General features: G+C 33.9%; 18 protein-coding genes and 2 pseudogenes. 9 read left to right on the top strand and 11 right to left on the bottom strand.

From position 1 onward, the window contains the following. Positions 1-100: 100 nt before the first annotated feature. Genes nuoE through GO684_RS00085 form a run of 3 tightly spaced genes read left to right on the top strand, consistent with a single transcriptional unit; the run spans position 101 to position 3,394 of the window. Positions 101-604 (top strand): NADH-quinone oxidoreductase subunit NuoE, encoded by a 504-nt coding sequence (gene nuoE / locus GO684_RS00095; protein ID WP_175938057.1) that lies wholly within the window; start codon positions 101-103, stop codon positions 602-604. Then, positions 605-1,816, top strand: coding sequence for a tRNA guanosine(34) transglycosylase Tgt (tgt, locus tag GO684_RS00090; RefSeq protein WP_175938056.1), 1,212 nt, complete (start codon positions 605-607; stop codon positions 1,814-1,816). It abuts the gene before it with no gap. A gap of 57 nt (positions 1,817-1,873) precedes the next feature. Beyond that, a complete protein-coding gene (locus tag GO684_RS00085) occupies positions 1,874-3,394 on the top strand; it encodes a proton-conducting transporter transmembrane domain-containing protein (RefSeq protein WP_175938055.1) in 1,521 nt (506 codons plus the stop codon). 27 nt (positions 3,395-3,421) lie between these two features. On the opposite strand, the gene virB9 is transcribed toward GO684_RS00085, so the two are convergent. After that, on the bottom strand, positions 3,422-4,207 hold the full coding sequence (gene virB9 / locus GO684_RS00080) for a P-type conjugative transfer protein VirB9 (protein WP_175938054.1): 786 nt from the start codon (positions 4,205-4,207) through the stop codon (positions 3,422-3,424). Between the two features lie 170 nt (positions 4,208-4,377). Here virB9 and GO684_RS00075 point away from each other — a divergent pair. From GO684_RS00075 to GO684_RS05855, 6 genes and pseudogenes are all read left to right on the top strand, one after another. After that, positions 4,378-5,368 (top strand): annotated as a pseudogene (locus GO684_RS00075) (transposase). A 326-nt stretch (positions 5,369-5,694) separates the two neighbouring features. After that, a complete protein-coding gene (gene nusA, locus GO684_RS00070; protein WP_175938053.1) occupies positions 5,695-7,257 on the top strand; it encodes a transcription termination factor NusA in 1,563 nt (520 codons plus the stop codon). Between the two features lies 1 nt (position 7,258). Next, positions 7,259-9,580 carry a translation initiation factor IF-2 gene (gene infB / locus GO684_RS00065; RefSeq protein ID WP_175938052.1) on the top strand — a complete coding sequence of 774 codons (2,322 nt, stop codon included), beginning with the start codon at positions 7,259-7,261 and terminating at the stop codon, positions 9,578-9,580. Positions 9,581-9,589: 9 nt separating this feature from the next. After that, positions 9,590-9,919, top strand: a complete 330-nt coding sequence (locus GO684_RS00060; protein ID WP_175938051.1) for a ribosome-binding factor A — start codon at positions 9,590-9,592, stop codon at positions 9,917-9,919. Positions 9,920-9,937: 18 nt separating this feature from the next. After that, entirely contained in the window at positions 9,938-10,804 is an 867-nt protein-coding gene (gene ubiA, locus GO684_RS00055; RefSeq protein ID WP_175938050.1) for a 4-hydroxybenzoate octaprenyltransferase, read from the top strand. A 224-nt stretch (positions 10,805-11,028) separates the two neighbouring features. Then, positions 11,029-11,205, top strand: coding sequence for a hypothetical protein (locus GO684_RS05855; protein ID WP_410543299.1), 177 nt, complete (start codon positions 11,029-11,031; stop codon positions 11,203-11,205). Between the two features lie 390 nt (positions 11,206-11,595). Here the strand turns inward: GO684_RS05855 and GO684_RS05850 are convergent, their stop codons facing one another. From GO684_RS05850 to GO684_RS00005, 10 genes and pseudogenes are all read right to left on the bottom strand, one after another. Continuing rightward, the gene (locus GO684_RS05850; protein ID WP_410543298.1) at positions 11,596-11,772 is read right to left on the bottom strand and encodes a hypothetical protein; all 177 of its coding nucleotides are present in this window, start codon (positions 11,770-11,772) and stop codon (positions 11,596-11,598) included. Between the two features lie 469 nt (positions 11,773-12,241). After that, a complete protein-coding gene (locus GO684_RS00045) occupies positions 12,242-13,243 on the bottom strand; it encodes an LD-carboxypeptidase (protein ID WP_410543297.1) in 1,002 nt (333 codons plus the stop codon). Next, a complete protein-coding gene (gene lipB / locus GO684_RS00040) occupies positions 13,243-13,860 on the bottom strand; it encodes a lipoyl(octanoyl) transferase LipB (RefSeq protein ID WP_175938049.1) in 618 nt (205 codons plus the stop codon). The genes GO684_RS00045 and lipB overlap by 1 nt, the downstream gene beginning before the upstream one ends. A gap of 305 nt (positions 13,861-14,165) precedes the next feature. Next, positions 14,166-15,084: pseudogene (locus GO684_RS00035) on the bottom strand (transposase). Positions 15,085-15,363: 279 nt separating this feature from the next. Next, a complete protein-coding gene (locus tag GO684_RS00030; protein WP_175938130.1) occupies positions 15,364-16,614 on the bottom strand; it encodes a citrate synthase in 1,251 nt (416 codons plus the stop codon). Positions 16,615-16,679: 65 nt separating this feature from the next. Further along, complete coding sequence (rpsT, locus tag GO684_RS00025; RefSeq protein ID WP_175938048.1) at positions 16,680-16,949, bottom strand: 30S ribosomal protein S20; 270 nt, start codon at positions 16,947-16,949, stop codon at positions 16,680-16,682. Positions 16,950-17,011: 62 nt separating this feature from the next. Next, on the bottom strand, positions 17,012-17,587 hold the full coding sequence (locus GO684_RS00020; RefSeq protein WP_218939020.1) for a lysophospholipid acyltransferase family protein: 576 nt from the start codon (positions 17,585-17,587) through the stop codon (positions 17,012-17,014). 201 nt (positions 17,588-17,788) lie between these two features. Then, a complete protein-coding gene (locus GO684_RS00015) occupies positions 17,789-18,775 on the bottom strand; it encodes a tyrosine-type recombinase/integrase (RefSeq protein WP_175938046.1) in 987 nt (328 codons plus the stop codon). A 371-nt stretch (positions 18,776-19,146) separates the two neighbouring features. Beyond that, positions 19,147-19,782 carry an HdaA/DnaA family protein gene (locus GO684_RS00010; RefSeq protein WP_175938129.1) on the bottom strand — a complete coding sequence of 212 codons (636 nt, stop codon included), beginning with the start codon at positions 19,780-19,782 and terminating at the stop codon, positions 19,147-19,149. 123 nt (positions 19,783-19,905) lie between these two features. Then, on the bottom strand, positions 19,906-20,979 hold the full coding sequence (locus tag GO684_RS00005) for an AI-2E family transporter (RefSeq protein WP_175938045.1): 1,074 nt from the start codon (positions 20,977-20,979) through the stop codon (positions 19,906-19,908). Positions 20,980-21,569: the final 590 nt, after the last annotated feature.

Genomic DNA, 21,569 nt, shown 5'->3' with positions numbered 1-21,569 from the left:
AGATAGTATGATGCTATAGGACGCTATTTCTTAGAAAACCAGCAATTGCAATTGTTAGCTCTTCAAGTATAATCTATTGAGGTTTACATGAGTCTTGCAAATGAAAGAAAAAAAAGAAGAGCAGTTTAGTTTTACATTAGAGAACCTCAAGAAAGCAAAAAAATTTATAGAGGTGTACCCAAAAGGCAAGGAAGGCAGCGCTGTTATGCCCTTACTATATCTCGTTCAAGAGCAATGTGGATGGGTTCCTGAACCCGCTATGCGCTACGTTGCTAATATGCTACATATTCCACATATTCGTGTATATGAAGTGGCAAGTTTTTATGCCATGTATAATTTAAAACAGGTGGGTAAATATCTGATACAAGTTTGCAGGACAACTCCTTGCTGGTTATGCAGTAGTGAAGAAATTTTAAATACTCTTAAAAAGAAACTCGAAATTAACATAGGTGAGACTACTAAGGATAATCTGTTTACTCTAAAAGAAGTTGAGTGCCTTGGTGCGTGTGTTAATGCTCCTGTTGTGCAGGTCAACAATGATTTTTATGAAAACCTTACCCCTAAAAGGGTAGAAAACATTCTAGCAGAACTTTCTAATAAATAGATGAGGGAAAACTTTACATTCAAGATAATTAAACAATCAGACTCTGCAAGAACTGGAACAATTAAAACTCCAAATGGAAACATAGAAACACCAGCATTTATATTCTGTGCAACAAAAGCTGCAATTAAAGCTGCAGATATCGAAAGGATCAGTGAAGCAGGTACTCAAATAATACTTTCTAACACTTATCATCTAATGCTCCAACCAGGAGAAAATATTGTTGCAAAACTTGGTGGTCTACACAAGATGATGGGATGGAATGGGCCAATGCTAACTGACTCAGGTGGATATCAGACATTTAGTTTGGGACATGGATCAGTTTCTGAAGAGGTAAAGGGAATAGGAAAAAAACAAAAAACTCTGATTAAAATTGATGAGGATGGGGCGATTTTTCGTTCTTACATTAATGGTAAAACTTATTGTTTAACCCCTGAGAGATCTATACAAATTCAACAGAAATTAGGTGCAGATTTAATCCTAGTTTTAGATGAATGCACCCCATTTCACGTCAGCAAAGAATACACAAGAAAGTCAATGCTCATGAGCCTCAAGTGGGCTGAGCGTTCTTTAAATGAATTTGGAAGAGATGATAATGGCAAACAAGCACTGTATGGAATTAGCCAAGGTGGAGTGTACCAAGATTTGCGTAGAGAAAGTTGCAGTTTTATTAACAACTTACCATTTTTTGGTCAAGCAATAGGTGGGTCACTTGGTCAAAGCAAGGAACAGATGTACGATGTAGTTTCTTTTACTATAGAACACTTAAAAAAAGACAGGCCCACCCATTTGCTTGGCATTGGTGGGATTGCAGATATTTTTCGCACAGTAGAGCTTGGAATTGACACATTTGATTGCGTACATCCAACCCGCTTGGCAAGGCATGGCAGCGCGCTTATTAAGGTGAAAAATAAAAATTCTGTTTCCTCAGGGTGTAAAGAGCATATTAATTTGCGAAACCAACAATTTGAACTAGACGATAATCCAATTGAGAGTGACTGTTTATGTTTTACCTGCAGAAAACATTCGAGAGCTTATATACATCATTTGTTGAAAGCCAAAGAACTTCTAGCCTATACTCTCATTACCATTCACAATGTTTTCTTTATGAACAAACTGATGAAGTCGATAAGACAAGCAATATTAGATGATAGGCTGGATCAGGAAAAAAGTAATTGGGTTAGTGAAATACAGTTAGTTAACTATGAAGTATAAAAACATAGCAGTTTTTTTGTGATTTGAGTATAATTCTAGCTTTACCTAAGTAGAAAGATGAATTATTTAGTAGACTATATTTTAGCATCTCCTTCTTTACCATTTTTTATTACTAAAAGCTATTTGTTAATCACTGCACTGGTTCCGTTCTTAAATGCAGTAGTTATTCTTTTTACTGGCAAGTGGCCTAAGGTAAGTAATGGCATTACTGTTGCTTCTTCTATATTTCTATTTGCATATACATGTTTAAGCACTTTATGTTGGGCATATGGCGATCATTCTCAGTTTATCCTCATGGATTTTGGTAAGGGTTTGCATATTAGTTTAAAGCTAGAATCTACTGGAGTAGTATTTAGTTTATTAATATCATTTTTATGGATATTAACTAGTATATACGCAATATATTATATGCAGAACAACTATCCTGACAGTAATTACTCAAGCTTCCTATGTTTTCTTTTGGTATCAATCAGCTGTACAATGTTTATTGCTTTTTCCGGCGATTTGCTTACTACGTTTGTCTTCTATGAGCTCTTGACTATCAGTACCTATCCTCTTGTTACTTATAACGCAACAAATGAGTCAATAATAGCTGGACGTTATTATTTTGGTGTGTTGTTTTTTTCTTCCTTAGTATTGTTTTTTCCAGTTCTTGGTCTCTTGTATAATGAATTTCACACTTTGGACTTTGTAAGTGGTGGAATATTTAAATTTGATACCTCACTCATTACCTTCACTGCAGTGTGTTTTGCCATGCTAATTTATGGCTTAGGCAAGGCTGCATTAATGCCAATGCATTTTTGGTTACCAAGAGCAATGGTTGCCCCAACTCCTGTAAGTGCATTGCTACATGCTGTTGCTGTTGTAAAATCCGGAGTTTTCATCATTATAAAAGTCATATTATACACTTTCGGTATCGACAACCTGCAGCGCTTTGCACAACAAAATTGGCTTGCTGGAGGTTGGTTGCCATATGTTGCAGGATTTACCATCATTGCTGCTTCATTCATTGCATTAGAACAGAAAGAATTGAAAAAATTGCTTGCTTACTCTACTGTTTCCCAACTGTCATATATTATACTATTTGCTTCAATTTTTAGCGACCTCGGTGCAAGAGTAGCAATTTTTCAATTAGTTTGTCACGCATTTGCAAAAATCACTTTATTTTTTATTGCAGGTAGTATAATAACGAAAACAGGTGAAGAATATATAGATAGAATTCGCGGCATAGGACGAAGCATGCCAATTACCATGGCAGCATTTGCCATAGGTGCACTATCTATGATAGGAGTACCACCTGCTCCAACTTTCTGGAGTAAGTTTCTCATTTTTCAAGCTGTTTTTAACACTGGCAGTATAACGCTTTCTGTATTTGTCACTCTAGTATTAATTGCAAGCACTATACTTAATGCTATGTACTTTTTGCCAATAATTTACAACGCTTTTTTCTCAAAATCTTCCAAGAATTTTTTTATTAAAAAAACACCAATTTTTCTAATTTTACCACCAGTTATCACTGCGATGTGTACTTTTGCTATTTTTCTCCTTGTGATACCATTTGTTTTGCCACTTTACTGAACAGATGCACATTTGAGTTTATATTAGTCACTTACTCTTTGTAAAAGGCATATTTTCATTAAATAAACAGACTGTACTTGATCCGTTTCTTAAGGTAAATACCGAGCCTACTCTTTCAATTATAAGATAATCATCAACTGTACGGAAATTTACTAAAGACTCATACCCCGCAGAATCAACCATAAAAACTGCTGGAAAATCAGAATTTACCTTATTAAATTGCAGATATGTAAACCTCCCGTCATCAAAAGCTTTAGTTGGTATTATTGACTGGCTGCCCTTAACATGTGAGATGGAATAATTAAAATTTATGCCCTTCTTTACAATCTCAATATCATTTATGTCAGGAATAGTGGTGGGATTAGCTTGTTTAAGAATATCACCATTATTGGTTGTGTAAATTTCATCACTGCTGAATAGTGGATAAAGAAATCTTACTTCATATGCTAATCTCGGATCGTCTAACCCGGTTGCCTCCTCAGCATGAAGTTCAAAGTAATAGACTCTTTTATTAGTAATTACAGTTGCGTTAGTGTCAGCAATATCATCTATAGGCTTGATAAACAACCTGTTACCTTGAGGAATAAGCTGCCAACCAGTTGGATCACCCATTGAAAGATTTTGTATTGTTTCACCTGGTTCAAATAATATACTGGATTGGTAACCATAAAAACCAGTGTACTTATGTATAGCCTGTGGATTATAGTTTATTACCTTTATGTGACTTCCTGCAGCTATTGAACGTGGTTCTTGTTTTGCAAATGCATCACCACCACAAAAAAACAACAGTACAACAAACAGTAAGCTAACCATAATATTAAAACTATATACCAATCCTCATTTTACCATTGAGAGATACAAACTGCAACTGCTAAGACATCAGCTTCTTGCTTACTACTTATACCAATTTCCACTGTACAAGGAACGGATAGACAATAATGAAAACGAAGCTATACTAAAGTAAGTAAAATAGCAAGGGTTAAATGGCGTTGAAATCAAAATTATTGGATGAAAAAGTCGTGGAATCAGCAAAGAAATGCCGAAGAAAGCGCTAAATAACGCATATGTTACAAAAAAAATAAATGCTGTAATTGCAGCAAAAAAGCACAGTACAACAGCCGTAACAAAAATATGTTGCACTTTAAGAACAGTATTGACTACATGGATAAAGCACCTAAAATTTGGAAGAGAAGAAAATTTTTTTGCTCCCCGCTAACGTAGCAGAAAAACTAGATTGAACAGAGTTAATTTGAATAAGTTGAAGTATGAATACAAGCAAGTCTTAATATCATCTAAAAAGATGAGAATAAGAATCCAGGAAAAATTTATCTTGAATGTCAGCAAGTTTAGAGCAATATGCAGAAAATGAAGTTTTTCTATACTATACCAAGACCAATTTACAATGAACAAGATAAAGGTAGACAGGAAGAGTTTAAAAAAACTAATGAGACTATTTTGGTAAGCACCCTGAACAAGAGTTATTTTCCTTTAATGAGTTGCGGTTTGTACGCATTTGAAAGTTGGACACAGGTAATTTAAAAAGGGCGTTAGACATGGACTAAAGTAAAATTAGGTAGACAAAATTTTTACCTCTACAGTGCAGTTAATCCTAGAAATGGAGAAGATTCTAGCTTATTTGTACTGAATGTCAACACTAATTGTATGAATATATTTCTTGGATAAATGTCATAATATTTAAGAACACGAGAAGCCTTTCGTGTCATGGGTTGTGCTAGTTAGCATAAGTCAAAAATTTAAAGGTACCTGAAAATATCGAGATCATATATCTACCACCATAACTTACACGAGCTTAATCCTATTGAGAGACTTTAGCTATATATAAAACAGAATATTTTGCGCAATAAAGCTATGATATAATCGTGCCTGGAGCGCTTCGTACAAATTTATTGCCTCTTTTTCTCATTCCGCTCTGCAATTAAACAACTTTGCAATGTCACTTATTTGATTCATTAACAACGAGAATTAGTATTAGACTAATATTGCTTACCATTGTAACCACAGTCCTTGTACTGATACCGTGATTACTAGGTCAAACATAAATTTTTTTGCTTTGCAAAGCCCATATAACGCCCCACCAACCAGTGGTGAGTTGATATTTCAACACCTATAGTAGGTGGAATACTAGCTACAATGGCTTTAACTTTATTTTTTACCCTGTATTGCTTGCAATGCAAAAATATGAAAAAACTTGACTTAAGTTAGTAGTCACTTAATATTGAGAATAGCGTTCTTTGCCTGTTGAAGCTATAGTTATAACTAATTGCATAGGATTTATTTGTATGATTGCTAATCGTAAAAGAAGTGTAAAACAGAAAAGTGACAAAAATAACTTAGTAGGAAGTCTTGACATAATAAAGACAGCAGGGGAGATTTCACTTCAGAAAGGTCTAGATTTCGAAGTTATAATGAAGGCATTAGAAAGTGCTATAGAAGCAGTGGCTCATCAAAAGTACGGTAGCAAAAGTAAGGTTGTGGTCAATATAGATAGAAGCACAGGTGAAGTTATTTCATACAGAGAATTAAAGGTCATTGATGATGAACCAAATAGAGAAGAGAATATCGGATATGAGTCAATCACGCTTGCACAAGCCAAATTAATAAAAGAAGATGCAAAAGTTGGAGACACTATTAATGAATTGCTCTCTCTTAATACTGATCTTGCCTCAGCAAGAATTGCCCAGCAAAGGATTGCTCAAGTAATTAAATATGAAGAATTAAAGAAACAATATGAAGAATTCAAGGATAAAGTAGGAGAAATAAGGTATGGTATTGTTAAACAAGTAGAATATTCAGATCTGATTATAGACATGAATGGCACTAAGGCATACCTTCCATTGCGAAATTTAATCGGTGGTGAATCCTTTCACGAAGGTGATAAGATTAAAGCTTACATACAAACTGTTAAGCGTTCTGACGATGGACGTCAAATTATTCTTTCCCGGGCAAATGAGGGCTTCTTAGAGGCATTGCTAAATCAAGAGATACCGGAGATTGCTGATGGGTTAGTGACCATTAAGGGTATAGCTAGAGATGCTGGTTCAAGGTCCAAAGTTGCCGTTTTCTCTCCCGATAAGAACATTGATCCAGTAGGCGCATGTGTTGGAGTTAAGGGAGAGAGAATAAAAACCATCATACACGAATTAAATGGCGAAAAAATTGATGTTATACATTATTCTTCTGACTTGGGCCAATTTGTTATTAAAGCAATCACTCCTGCAGAAGTATCAAAGGTTATTATTGATGAAAATGAGAATTGCGTAGAACTAATAGTTGCTGAAGATCAATTGAGTCTAGCGATAGGAAAAAAGGGTCAGAATGTAAGGCTAGCTTCTGAGCTTGTTGGGTGGAAGATTGAGATACTAAGCACTCAGCAAGAGTCGGAAAGGCGCAGTAGAGAGCTTAGTCAGTGTTCAGCTCTATTCGCTGAAGCTTTAAACCTAGAGGAGATTATGGGCCAATTGTTAGTCACAGAAGGCTTTGCAAACGTAGAGGATATATCAAATGCTTCCATTAAAGAGCTTGCCTCAATAGAAGGCTTTAACGAAGATATTGCAAATGAACTGCATAACAGGGCAAATAGATATCTAAAAGCAGAAAACGATAGAAAAATAGAAGAGTTAAAAAGCTTAGGTATAGAAGATGATGTAATTAATTTACCTTTATCAATAGATGATAAAATTGCTCTCAGCAAACACGGTATTAAAACTTTAGAAAACATAGCAGACTTGTCAAATTATGAATTTTGCAGTATACTTTCTTCTTCAGCGAGTGATAAAGAAAATTTAAAAGATACAGTGGACTCAATGATTATGGAAGCACGTAAAAAGCTTGGTGTAATATAACATGAATAATGAAGATATCAGTAGCAAAAAATTAACACTTCAAGGCTTTAGTAAGCTTAAATTGGACCTCAATTTGAGCTCTTCAGCAAGTCCAAGTATGGGAGCCACAATAGTAAAAAAAAGAAGAGGAAAAGCTCGTAACACAGAAGAGCAAGATGAAAATAAACTATTAAGTTCTTTAACAGAAAAAGAGCAAATCTCTCGTATCAATGCTGTACAGAACGCTACTTTGCTAAAAGAAAGAAATCTAAAAGAAGAAAAAGAAGTCGTAGTAAAAAAAGATAGTAATGAGAAGGCTAACAATGAAGATAGCATCACGTGCACTTCATTTAAAGAAACCGAAAAGGAAGTTCTAAACGACGTTAGCTTAGTCAAGCTAATGGAGAATAACACTGACAACAAAGATAATAATAAAAAATCTTTAAGGATTAACAAAGATATATGTTTTAAGCATTCTAAACGGATAATTGCACAGTCAATAGATGACAAAATTGAACAACCTTCTGCGTTTAAGCAAAGATTTGGTATAAGAAATAGAAAGTTAGAATTCACTAAGGGTAAAAATATCTCAAGGGAAGTTATTATACCAGATGAGATCACAATCAAGGAACTATCTATCCGCATGGCAGAAGATAGCAAAAGTGTGCTAAAAACGTTAAAGGAAGAAGTGGGTGAGAATTATGGAGTGGATGATTTAGTAGATCCAGAAATAGCATGCGAAATAGTGGAGAAATTCAATCATACGGTTAAACGAGTGAGCGATGCTAACAAAGAAAAGGATTTATTTTTCATAGAAGAGAGAGAAAGCTTACCCAAAAAACCTAGACCACCAATTGTCACCTTTATGGGACATGTTGATCATGGCAAAACTTCACTGCTCGATGCATTTCGTGAATCTAATGTTGCAGAAAGAGAGTCGGGTGGGATAACTCAGCACATAGGTGCTTATCAGATAATTACAAAAAATAAGCAAAAAATTACTTTCATTGACACGCCAGGGCATGAAGCTTTCACTGCAATGCGTGCGTGTGGCGCTAACATCACTAATATAGTTGTAATAGTAGTTGCGGTTGGTGACGGAGTCATGAAACAAACAATTGAAGCAATAAACCATGCAAAAGCGGCAAATGTTTCTATTATAGTTGCTATTAATAAAATTGACAGGTCACAACCTGGTGATGTAGAGAGGATAATTAGCAGTTTACCTCAATATGATCTCATTCCTGAAGAGCTCGGTGGCGATATTATAGTTGTGCCAGTCTCAGCAAAAAAGAAAATTAACTTAGATAAGCTAGAAGAGGCAATTTTGTTGATTGCTGAATTAATGAAGCTAGAAGTAATAGAAGATTGTAGAGCACTTGGGTGGGTAATAGAATCTAAAATAGATAAAGCCAAGGGAATATCAGCTACATTGATAGTTGAGGAAGGAACATTAAAAGTTGGTGATATGTTGGTGGTTGGCACAACATATGGCAAAGTACGCAGTATGGTTAATCACCTTGGCCAAAGAGAAAAGATGGCACTACCATCCTCTCCAATTGAGATCACTGGTCTAAATGGTGTACCAAATGCTGGGGATAAATTTGTTGTAGTAAATTCTGAAAAACAGGCACGTGAAGTTGCTGGGTATAGGTTAGAGTTAATTAAGGAAAAGAAAGAAGATTTAAGCAACAATAATTTAGACATGTTCAGTCGCAACAATAGTGAAATAGAAGAACTATCTATAGTTTTAAAGTGCGATGTAACTGGTTCTATTGAAGCAATATCGAATTCAATTGATAAGCTCGGTGGAGATCAAGTGAAGTTGAATATTCTACACAAAGCAGTAGGAGGAATAACAGATTCAGATGTGCTGCTTGCAGAAGCATCAAGTGCAGTAATTTTAGCGTTTAATGTTAAAGTAGATTCAAAAATAAGGGATTTAGCAAAAAGAAAAGGTGTAGAAATACACACTTATAATATAATATATGAGCTTATCGACGACATGAAAATGTATTTGACTAAAATGTTAAAGCCTGTGACACGAGAAGTGCGTATTGGCTCTGCATCTGTGAGGCAGATATTTAATGTATCTAAAGCAGGAAATATTATTGGATGTTATGTAAGTGATGGAGTTGTAAAAAAAGATTCTCTAATTAAGGTAATGCGCAATAATAAATTGATATATGAAGGAAAGTTGAAAGCTTTGCGTAGATTTAAGGATGACATTAAGGAAGTATGTACAAACTTTGAATGTGGAGTATCTCTAGACGGTAATGCTGATATTAAAGTTGGAGATATTCTTGAAGCTTATCAATTAGTGCAAGAAGAAAGGGTGTTGTAGTAGTTTAATATGAAAAAGAAAATCAGAAACCTAAAAATAGCATCTGTATTGCGTAGAGCAATATCCAAAGTTTTAATGGAAGGTAGGGTGTTCAATAAAAATGTAGTGATATCTGATGTAAAATTAAGTGAAGATTTAAAAAAAGCAGATGTATATGTTGTGTTATCTTCGTTAAACAAAAAAGATTATAATACTAACACTATTGTTAAGGAAATTAATCAATCTGCATGGTTAATACGCAAATCTATGCTGAGTTATGTTAATTTGCGATTTATACCAAAGTTAGTTTTCAAAGCTGATTTAGCGTTCGATAATTTTGTTAACATAAGCAAAGGCTAAGTTAATCATACTTAATAAATGTATTTCAATCATTACTTTTCATTGATGAGGTTGCACAGTTTAACAGGTTTGTGGCTTGTGTTATTCCCTGGTTTAAGTGGTATTGTCCTAGCCTCAACCTCTCTATCTTGGCAGACTTTTCTTCCCCTTATTTTATTTACTATAGGTGCATTCTTAATGAGACCTGCAGGTTGCATAATTAATGATATTTTCGATAGAGAAATAGATGTGCATGTTGAACGAACAAAATATAGACCACTCGCAAGTGGTAAATTAAACATAAAGCAAGCTTTGATTTTACTTTCTCTGTTACTGTCTATTGCCCTAGTAGTTCTATTGTTTACTAATGAAACTACACTTATACTTGGAATAGTCTCAATGTGTATGGTAACTATTTATCCCTTATTAAAGCGTTATGTTTGGTGGCCACAACTGTTTTTAGGGTTTACTTTCAACATGGGATCACTCATGGGTTGGGCAGCAGTGAAGAACCAGATCAGCATAGAACCTATGCTCTTTTATGTAGGATGCATCTTTTGGACACTGAGCTATGACACCATATACGCCCACCAGGATAAAAAGGATGATGAAAAACTCGGAATGAAATCAACTGCATTATATTTTGGTGATAAAACAAAATCTTGGCTAAAAAGGTTTTACTTAATATCTCTTATGGCGTGGCTATATACCGGTATTTTATCATCATTGAACAACATTTTTTACATTGCTCTGCTAGCTGTAGGATTTATATTCTATCGCCAGTACAAACATTTCAATCCTGACAACTCCAGTCAATGCATGTCCATGTTTAAAAATAACTCCTATATAGGACTACTGCTTTTTTTCGGTATCTTTTTAGATAGAGTTATAAACTTTGCCAATTAGATTGCAAAGTCTGCATACTAATAAAATCAAACCGCTTAAACTCACTCAATAGAACTTAATCTATGTCCCATGAGTCATACAAACGATATTTACTAGATCTTAGTTTTTAAGTCTATATTTTAATAAATGGTGAGTCGTAACTATACCAATTCCTACTATATAAGGAATGGACAGGCAATAATGGAAAAGAAACCATACTAAAGTAAGCAAAATAGCAGGGTTAAATGGCGTTGAAATCAAAATTATTGGATGAAAAAGTCGTGGAATCAGCAAAAGAAATGTTGAAGGAAGTGCGAAATAACGCACATGTTGCAAAAAAAACTAAATGCTATAATTGCAGCAAAAAGCATAGTACAACAGCCTCAGCAAAAATGTATTGCATTTCAAAAGCAGCACTATGAACAAGATAAAGGTAGATAGGAAGAGTTAAAAAAACTTAATGAGACTTCGGCAAGTATCCTGAATAAGAGTTATTTTCCTTTGATGAATCGAGGTTTATCACACATTTGAAAGTTAGACACTGGTGATCTAAAAAGGGCACCAGAATAGGTTAAAGCAAAATTAGGTAAACAAAATTTTTATCTCTACAGTACAGTTAATCCTAGAAGTAGAGAAGTTCTAGCCTATTTACACTGAAGTCAAACACTCTGATTGTATAAATATATTTCTTGAACAAATGCCACAATATCTAAAAACACAAGAAGCCTTTCTTGTCATGAATTATGCTAGTTGGCATAAGTCAAAAATTTAAAGGTACCTAAAAATATCTAGATTATATACTTACACCATGCTCACCCAAGCTCAATCCTATTGAGAGACTTTGGTTGTATATGAAACAGAACATTTTGTGCAATAAAGTCTATAATACAATTGCTTTGCTTGAGAGCATTCTGTGCAAATTTGTTACCCCTCTTTTTCACTCCGCAATTAAATAACTCTGCAATGTCACTTATTTTATCTACTAACAATGAGAACTGGTATTACCGTCTCATTAAGGTTCTTTTTAAACTCTTCCTGTTTACCTTTATCTTATTCATTATGAATTGATCTTGGCATAATATACAAAAACTTCATTTTTTGCATATTACTGCAGACTTACTGATATTCAAGCCAAGTTTTTCCTGGATCATTATTCTCATTTCTTTAATGGTTAATATTAGGGTTTTCTTGTATCCATACTTTAACTTGTTAAAATTGACTCTGATTCAATCTAGTTTTTCTACGATGTTGATGGGCAATAATCTTCCTTCTCTTCCAAATCTTAGGTGCTTTCTTCACACAGTTAGTGCTATTCTTAAAATACAATACATTTTTGCTACGGCTGTTATACTATGCTTTACCATAACCCTGCTATTTTACTTACCTTAGCATGGTTTCTTTTCCATTATTGCCTATCCGTTCCTTGTAGAGTGGAAATTGGCATTAGTGCAATATAGATTAATTCATAAAGCCAATATTCTGTACATCTATAAAAAATAAACCTTCTTTTTCGTCCTGAACACCAACAGCAGCATGGGTATTGAGAGGCAAAGGGTCATTTACGTATCCATGGCCTATCCCTTGGACTGTGAACACTGGAAAATTAACACTCTTTGCAAATCTCTCCTTTACAACTTCAACAAGATTATCGTTACCGGAGTTAATAAAGTTTCCAAAAATTACTGCGTGTACTTCATCAAAAATATGGGCTTGTTTTAGATGATCTAAACTGCGCTCTATTGCATATGGATAGACTCTTACATCTTCTAAAAATAGAATTTTCCCCTTTGCATTTATTTGCCAAGCAGTCCCTATACTATTTTCAACCAAAATCATGTTACCACCAACAATTTTAGATTCTAACCTGCCATTTTTTAGTTTGATGTCGTCATTAATCATTTTTAGGTTATTAAACCTAATAGAGCTCTGCTGATTTAGGATTAACCTTTTTAATTTTTCAACAGAACTTTCAGAAACGAAATTATTTACTATCATTTCTAACGTAGTACCGTGAAGAGTTTGCCAATCGTATTTGACTTGTAAGTAAATGTGCAAGGCAGTTATATCGCTATAGCCTATAAGAGTTTTTTTGTTCTTATTTTGAGCAATTCTTGCTTTTTTATCGTTGGGTAACCTTTCTAGATAGGGAATTAATCGGGAAGCTCCTGTTCCTCCTCTTATGCACCAAATTATTTTGTTATCATTAATTAGAGCATTAATTAAATCGCTTGCTCTAAATTCATCAGAGTTGGAGTAAAATGGATTATCATTGCTATATATTTTCTCTGAAATATGGGAGCTAAAACCCAAAGTTTCTACATATTCTTTTATAGTAGTTAGATCTTGCTCTTTTCCCTTAGAAGAAGGAGCAACAATATCAATTCGATTAACTGTATAAGCACCCGTGTTAGTACATAAAGTGAAAATAAAATATAAGAAGTAAATTATAATAGAGTACACTAAAATATCTTATAAAACTCTTCTTTTAGTATGTCATCTAATTTAGAGAGTGGAGCTTTAACACCTAGTTCTTTCATTGATGTAACACCATAACCCTCCAACCCGCAAGGAATAATACCTTTGTAGTGGGAAAGATCTGGGGAGACATTAAGCGCTATGCCATGGTAAGTTATCCATTTTCTTAAGCGAATGCCAAAAGCTGCTATTTTTTCTTCTACTCCATTATTATCTACCCAAACACCCACTCTATCTTCTTTGAATTCTCCAAATATATTAAAGTACTTTAAAACATTTATTATCCAATTACCAAGGTCTCTAATATAGAGTTTTATATCACATTTATTTCTTTTTTTAAGATTCAGCATTAGATACACAATACGTTGCCCTGGCCCATGGTATGTGTATTTACCACCCCTACCCGTTTTATGTATAGGAAATAATTTTTTGACAACATCATTATCTGCTGCACTGATTCCTGCTGTGTACAGTGGGGGGTGCTGGAGTAGCCATACTAATTCATCAGATGAGTTATTGTGGATTTGTTGAATTTTTTTTTCCATGAATTTTACAGCGTAGTTATAATCAATAAGTCGATCAGATACTAGCCACTCTACCATGTTCAATCTCTTCTCTTTTTAGTTTATAGAATAAGCTAAGGATAGCAAAAATATATATTACCACAACTTTACGGACGTTTTTGACTTGACCCACCGGGACGGTTATCACTCAAGTAGGTAACACTTGCATCCAGAATTTTTTTTACTGATGAACGACGGGAATGGTTTATGTTCGGCAATAGGATTACAATGACAGACTTTTAAAATTATTTACTGCTCTCTTCATATCTTTAGCTCTAAATATTGCCGATCCAGCGACAAACTAATTCTCATTGTTAATGGATCAAATAAGTAACATTGCAGAGTTATTTAATTGTGGAATAAGAAAGAAGGTAATAAATTTGCACAAAGCGCTTCCAAGCAAAGCAATTGTGTATTATAGACTTTATTAAGCAAAATATTTTTTTATATGCAACATAGCATTGAGCCCAGGAGTACGGTGGCAGTGCCTTTAAATTTTTCAACTTATGTTAACTTGTACAATTTACGACAAGAAAGGCTTCTCGCATTCTTAAATATTACGACATTTATTCAAGAAATATATTCATACAGTTAGTGTTGACACTCAGTGCAAATAAGCTAGAATCTTTTCTATTCCTAGGATTAACTGCACTGTAGAGGTAAAATTTTGCCTGCCTAATTTTACTTTAACTATGTCTAATGCCCCTTTTAAATCACCCGCGTCCAGCTTTCAAATGCGCACAAACCGCAACTCATCAAAGGAAAATAACTCTTGTTCAGGGCACTTGCCAAAATAGCCTCATTAGTTTTTTTTAACTCTTCCTGCCTACCTTCATCTTGTTGATTGTAAATTGGTCTTGGTATAGTATAGAAGAACTTCATTTTCTGCATATTACTGTAGACTTGCTGACATTCAAGCAAATTTTTCCTGGATTCTTATTCTCATCTTTTTAGGTAGTATTAAGGCCTGCTTGTATTTATATTTCAACTTATTTAAATTAACTCTGTTCAATCTAGTTTTTCTACTACGTTAGTGGGGAGCAAAAAATTTTTCTTCTCTTCCAAATTTTAGGTGCTTTATCCCTGTAGTCAATACTGTTCTTAAAGTACAACATATTTTTGTTGCGGCTGTTATACTGTACTTTTTTGCTGCAATTACAGCATTTGTTTTTTTTATAACATATACGTTATTTAGCACTTTCTTCGGCATTTCTTTGCTGATTCCACGACTTTTTCATCCAATAATTTCGATTTTAACGCCATTTAACCCTCGCTATTTTACTTACTTTAGTATAGCTTCGTTTTCATTATTGTCTATCCGCTCCTTGTACAGTGGAAATTAGTATAAAATAAAGATTAAAGATAAATTTCAGGCCTAAAGCACTACCACAGCAAGGGAATCGGCAAGGTTTGTCAAGTAATTTTTATGTTTAATTCACAAACACGTCTCTATCATTGCATGGCTACATTTAATCTACCTCAATTTAATGGTTGTACTTGCTTGAAATTTTTTCTGTTACACCACCGCCTGCAAATGAAGGCTTACTTACCAACATAGAGCTGCCTTGGCCTGCAAATCTTAGTTTCCTTATCATTTACCATTTCATACCACTGAGTAACCCAACCAGTAGTTCTTGCAAGTGCAAAAATAGGTGTGAACATAGTTGAAGGAATATTGATGGCATTCATTATTATACCTGAATAGAAATCAACATTTGGATATAACTTACGCACAACAAAATACTTATCTTTTAAAGCTATTTCTTCAAGTTCTTTTGCAATCTTGAGCAGTTTACTATTTTGTCCTAGCTTATTTAAAACCTCATCACAAGCATCTTTCAATATGCGCGCACGCGGATCGTAATTTTTATAAATACGATGCCCAAATCCCATCAATTTAAACGGGTCCTTGTCATCTTTAGCTTTTTCAATAAATTTATCTACATTCCCGCTTTGTTCTATCTCCTTTAACATATTTACAACTGCCTCGTTAGCTCCACCATGTGCAGGCCCCCAAAGTGCAGCAACCCCTGCAGAAAGGCATGCAAATAAATTGGAACCAGCCGATCCTACTACCCTGACAGCTGCTGTTGACGCATTCTGCTCATGATCAGCATGAAGAGTAAATATTTTGTCTAAGGCTTTAGCAAAAAGGGTGCTTTTATCGTTATCAAGAGCATCACCAAACATCATCCTTAAGAAATTTTTGCTATAGCTTAATTCATTATCAGTATCTATGAATTCCTGATCATCGGTATGCCTATAGATCATTGCAATAATTGCAGGAACCTGCGCTATTGCAGAGATTCCAAAATCTAGGTTTTCATTACTGACATTGTTACCATATTTCTCATGGTAAAGCGCTGACAAACTTGCAAAACACGCAATCAAAATTGACATAGGGTGAGCAGCTTTGGGAAATGCTTTAATTACATTTACAACCTGCCCTGGCACTTTAGATAATTCTTGTATTTTTAGGAAAAACTTTTTGTGTTGTTCTAGATTGGGCAACTTGCCATAGAGTAGCAAATAAATTACAGCGGTAAAATCATTGCTTTTTGCTAAATCAGCTATATCATGCCCTCTATACCTAAGAATTCCTTTATCTCCATCAATGAACGTAATTGCAGAAGAACATGAGGCTGTGGAAACAAACCCTGGGTCGTAGGTAAGTAACCTTGTGGCCCTGTATAAACCTTTAATATTTAACACATCAAAACCCATTGTTCCGCTTAATACAGGTAACTCAATTTTTAGCCCATTGTTTAGTTCCAATAACGCCTTTTTATTCATCATTTAAGCTACTTGAATTTTGCGTAAAGCATATAAATTGAACGGTTAACTTTGCACTAATCACATTAAGCGGTCATCAATGCTTTTACTTTTGCATTCAAGCGACTTATTTTGCGTGCAGCAGCGTTTTTATGGATAACACCTTTATTAACACACTTGTGTAAATTAGACTCGGCGTCTCGAAACGCTGGAATGATATTTTCTTTATTGCCAGACTTAATTATATCAACTAATTTTCTAACAGCAGTGCGAGTTTTACTTTTACGCATTTTATTTATTAAAGTGCGCTTTGTTATTACCTTTATCATCTTCTTAGCATTCTTATGATTTGCCATGTATTAATACCTAAAACACTGTACCCTCTTTTATTATAGAATTTTCTTACTGATTTGCAATACTAGTTTTTCTCTGCAGTTAGTTTGTTACTTCTCTCTTCAATAGTTTTTTCCAAATTTTCCAAAAACTCATCTTTATTTAACCCATGATATATTGGAGGCAACACCTCTATTACCGCTTTCCCAGGATTCCTTCTCATAGCAAGTATGCCCTTTGGCCAAAATAAACCGGTATTTAAAGCGACCGGTAATACAGGAACAGATAATACACTATACAAAGCAGCAATACCTGGTTGATATTTTGTTTTTTGCTTTGCAGCTGTCCTAGTACCTTCAGGAAATATTATTATGCTCCTATTTTCTGCTATACACATTCTTGCTAGCTTGATGATATGGCGCATAGCATTGACACCATTCGAACGGTTAATAAAAATCATTCTAAGCGCCACAAGATGCAAGCCAATGAAGGGAACCCATTTCAGTTCACGTTTCAAAACAAAAACTGCGTTTCTAAATAAAAGTATAAAGATAAACGTTTCAAGTGGAGATTGGTGCTTAGAGGCAATTACAAAAGGATATTTTGGAATATTTTCCATCCCCCTAACCTCGTATTCAATTCCACATAGCAGACGAAGCATGAGTAATACAACCCTTACTGAGCAAGCAAGAAAAATGGTTATCACATGTGCAGGAAAGAGAATCACAGGAAGGGCAACCAAAGTATAGAACACTTCCCATAGTATAAGAAAAAAATTAAACAATAAACTTGAAATCACAAAAGCCTATTCCCAAATGAACTTATTTGAATTTAACTTTGCTATAAATTAAAAACAACAAATTTAACTATTGATTACCTGAGTGATAAGATGCGAATCAACTAATTTATCCTTTAATTTTTTGTTAGCAATATGAGTGTATATTTGTGTTGTAGAAAGGTTAGTATGTCCAAGAATTTTCTGTATCAACATAATACTTGCTCCACTATCTAGTAGATGAGTCGCAAAGGAATGCCTAATCACATGTGGGGAGATTTTATTCTTATCAATATTGCATTTTTTCGCTAGTTCCTTAATCAACTGACCGATTCTCTGTCTTGTAACTGGCTTATTAGGCTTATTGCCTGGAAATAACCAATCAGATTCCTTTCCGTCGGAAATTAGATTATTGCGAGCTAACAAATAATTTCTAAGGCTCTGCAATGCTTGCTCATTAAAGAAGACTTGCCTTTCTTTACTGCTCTTTCCTTTTATTATTATATAACATTCCTTGTCACTACTGTTCAATAAATGTGACACTTCATATAATTTTATACTAATTAGTTCAGAGATGCGTACGCCAGAAGAGTATAAGATGTCTAAAATAGCGCATAACCTTCTGCTATTTATCTCTTTATTCGATTCATTTGCTGATTTTCTAACTGTGTCCATCAGCAAAAGCATTTCTTTAACGCTTAAATGCTTAGGCAAAGGACGAAAAACCTTCGGATTTTTCAACTCGTCATCATTAGCTGGAGCTGGATTAGAATCTATTATTCCATCATTGAATAGGCACCTATAAAAATTTCTCATAGCAGATACCTTTCTTGATATAGAACTGCTTTTGTATTTTTTCTGTGTGCATAGAAACCTGACATAATCTTTAACGTTAGTTTTGCCCGCACCAACCAAAGTAGTACCACTTTTTAGCAGAAAATCTTCAAGTTGATGTAAATCTGAACGATAACTTTCCAAAGTATTTTGTGTAGCGGACCTTTCTGATACTAAAGCACCTATGTAATATGTGATGTAAAGATTTTCTTTTTTATCATGTAACTGCCTATTTTTCATTATCAGCTCCTATATTTATTTCTTTTACTATCATCTGACTGGAAATACTATCCGTATTCCTTATTAAAAAATACGAAATAAATAAAGCATTTACCAATAGGACAAGTATAACAAACTTTCGTCTTAACCTTTTTTTTAGATTTAATCTTGTTCTTACCATAATTAAATTATAACATCAAATCTCCAGAAAACATCTTACAAAGTAAGCCCTACTATAATATACTGCCTCTTAACCATATCCATTAATACTTAATTATAGCATAATATTTTTTATAGCCCTAGCATAAATAAGCGGAGACTTCAGTGACATTAGTGTCACGAATGTCAACAAATTTTCAGTATATGCAAAAAATACTCTGCAAAAAAAGGAATTACATAGTATCCTTTTTTAGTAAAGTGCTAACAAAAGGAATGGTAACATTTGATCCCATAGATCTATCATCCATTTTCTCTATAATCTTAGTAACGCTACAAAAAGAACGCTCTATTCTTGCTAAAATGTAATTAATCACTTTCAAATTAATTTTCAACTGCTTGTCTGAAAATCTTTTCATTAACATAATCCGTAATAATTCCTCGCTTGCAGACGGAATTTTTACGCTGATGGTTGATAATATGCGAGAGCTTAAGTCTTTCAATTTAAAATTAAGCCTTTTGAGTGAAGTTGAGGAAGTAATTAGCAACCTCTTGTTATTTTCTTTCATGTAGTTATAACAGTGTAATAGCATTGCTTCATCTTGGATGTCTTGCATATCTTCTAAAATAAAAGCATCGCTATTCCCAATCTCACCTATAAAGTCGTTTACATTAATAAAAATCGCATTGTTTATCGACTGCCAAATGTGAGCAAGGTGAGTTTTGCCAGAGCCTTTAGGCCCAAAGAGAAGTAGGCATTTCCAAGATAAATCATTAATTACTGCATTATATATACGCTTATTCTCATCTAAAACAATATAATTTTGCCGACTATAATCAACGTGATTGTTGTTAAATAAATTAAGTTGCATGTTAAACATCTTGTGCCTCTAATTAGTAATCTTTTTGTCAAAATTTGCTCGCCTTCTTCAAGCACTTCAGGCATTCTATGATCCATCTTTTCATTATCATAAGTTGATTATGCAAAAAATCTATTAGCCGCTCTTATAAAACTCACTTTTAAGATAAAGATCAATTGTATACCTTACTGATACATTAAACATTGCTATTATTGGAACAAAAAGTAATATCCCCATGAACCCAAAATATGAGGCACATACAGTAATTCCAATAATGATTATAGCTGGATGTATATGAACCTTTCTTCCTACTAATAAAGGAACCAATATATTTACATCTATTAACTGCCCGACACCAAATAACAGTAGAACAGCAATACTTTCAAACCATTCACTAAATTGAGTAACGGCGCTCAAAAATCCAATCACAGTATATAGCAATGGCCCTATATAAGGTATAAACGTCAGTGCCCCTGATAAAATTCCAATAGCAATAGGATATTTTAATCCAATCATACCAAGGCCTATAGAATAAAAAGCTGTCATAACAACACACACATTTGCCTGCCCTTTCAAGTAATTAGATATAATAAAATCCACTTTTAAAAAATAATCTGCAACTCTTTTTCTATAAGGAATAGGAACTAATTGATTAACTTTTTCTACAATGAGAGGCCAATCACGCAATATATAGAAGAATATTACCGGAGTAATCACTACTAATGATACTATATGAATTAAGCTGAAGCTTGAGCTCAATACCTGAATTATAAAGTTACTGGCAATATTAAAAGCATTTATGAAATAAGATACATAATTGCTGTAATTTTCTGCTAAATTTTTAGACAGGTGATCAAACAAACCATTGTCAATTTTTATATTAAGAAACTCTAGTATAGATGGGATAATTTTAAGGTTTAATGAAGGTACTTTACTTACTAAAAAATTTAATATTGAGGTAATTTGAACATATGTAATAGGTAAAACAAACGTAATAGTTAGTATGAAAATCATTAGTAGAACAAATATTATGAAAATTACAGAATATAGGCGTGGTATTCCATACTTTCCAAACTTTATTACTAGCGGATTAAATAGATATGCAACGACGATAGACATTAAGCACGGAAAAATCATAGGGCGTACTAAGAATAACATGCCCATTACGAGAAGTAGTATAAGACAAATGGTTATATGACGTTTTTGCATGTCTTTAGCATAGTCAATTTATTGAAAAAATACACAGTTTATTTTGCTTATATTTTATATTATAGAGGCACTTAGTAGCTCATAGAAACGAAAAACGCCTGACAAGCTTTTTCCATCCCCCTTAATCATATGAAGCTAACGAAGTGCCACGCAATTGGCGTCTTATATTTAATCTTTTTGCACTATGTATACCTTATATCTCTACAACATTTCTAGGGTTTTTTACTATATAAGCTAAAACACGTTTACAAAGCGTTAGAGAGTTAAACACTATCTACCACAGAATATTTTTTGCCTTTTTTCCTGCTTAGTAAATTTCTTTAACATTTATGATCAAAGACCAGCTACGATAAAAAGCAGCCAAGTCGCACTTGTTAAGTGTTTAAAACATAAAAAAACGCCAATGTTTTTAAACGGATATCAACCAAGGGTTCTTTTGCCTTTTTCCCATTGAGCAAATTTCTTAAAATTTAAGGCTAAAGGTCATATCAATTCCTATTATACAAGGAACTGATAGACAATAATGGAAAAGGAGCCTTACTGAAGTAAGTAAAAAGCAATGTTTAATGATGTTGGAATCAATAATTGTT

Origin of the sequence: Wolbachia endosymbiont of Litomosoides brasiliensis (genome assembly GCF_013366805.1) — a bacterium.
Lineage (GTDB): Bacteria > Pseudomonadota > Alphaproteobacteria > Rickettsiales > Anaplasmataceae > Wolbachia.
The sequence above is the reverse complement of the archived record's forward strand: the minus strand, read 5'-3'. Positions and strand labels throughout refer to the sequence as shown.

Coding starts and splice junctions, on each gene's coding strand:
- nuoE (WP_175938057.1), top strand. CDS start 101: ATGAAAGAAAAAAAAGAAGAGCAGTTTAGTTTTACATTAGAGAACCTC.
- tgt (WP_175938056.1), top strand. CDS start 605: ATGAGGGAAAACTTTACATTCAAGATAATTAAACAATCAGACTCTGCA.
- GO684_RS00085 (WP_175938055.1), top strand. CDS start 1,874: ATGAATTATTTAGTAGACTATATTTTAGCATCTCCTTCTTTACCATTT.
- virB9 (WP_175938054.1), bottom strand. CDS start 4,207: ATGGTTAGCTTACTGTTTGTTGTACTGTTGTTTTTTTGTGGTGGTGAT.
- nusA (WP_175938053.1), top strand. CDS start 5,695: ATGATTGCTAATCGTAAAAGAAGTGTAAAACAGAAAAGTGACAAAAAT.
- infB (WP_175938052.1), top strand. CDS start 7,259: ATGAATAATGAAGATATCAGTAGCAAAAAATTAACACTTCAAGGCTTT.
- GO684_RS00060 (WP_175938051.1), top strand. CDS start 9,590: ATGAAAAAGAAAATCAGAAACCTAAAAATAGCATCTGTATTGCGTAGA.
- ubiA (WP_175938050.1), top strand. CDS start 9,938: ATGTATTTCAATCATTACTTTTCATTGATGAGGTTGCACAGTTTAACA.
- GO684_RS05855 (WP_410543299.1), top strand. CDS start 11,029: ATGGCGTTGAAATCAAAATTATTGGATGAAAAAGTCGTGGAATCAGCA.
- lipB (WP_175938049.1), bottom strand. CDS start 13,860: ATGGTAGAGTGGCTAGTATCTGATCGACTTATTGATTATAACTACGCT.
- GO684_RS00030 (WP_175938130.1), bottom strand. CDS start 16,614: ATGAATAAAAAGGCGTTATTGGAACTAAACAATGGGCTAAAAATTGAG.
- rpsT (WP_175938048.1), bottom strand. CDS start 16,949: ATGGCAAATCATAAGAATGCTAAGAAGATGATAAAGGTAATAACAAAG.
- GO684_RS00020 (WP_218939020.1), bottom strand. CDS start 17,587: ATGCTTCGTCTGCTATGTGGAATTGAATACGAGGTTAGGGGGATGGAA.
- GO684_RS00015 (WP_175938046.1), bottom strand. CDS start 18,775: ATGAAAAATAGGCAGTTACATGATAAAAAAGAAAATCTTTACATCACA.
- GO684_RS00010 (WP_175938129.1), bottom strand. CDS start 19,782: ATGCAACTTAATTTATTTAACAACAATCACGTTGATTATAGTCGGCAA.
- GO684_RS00005 (WP_175938045.1), bottom strand. CDS start 20,979: ATGCAAAAACGTCATATAACCATTTGTCTTATACTACTTCTCGTAATG.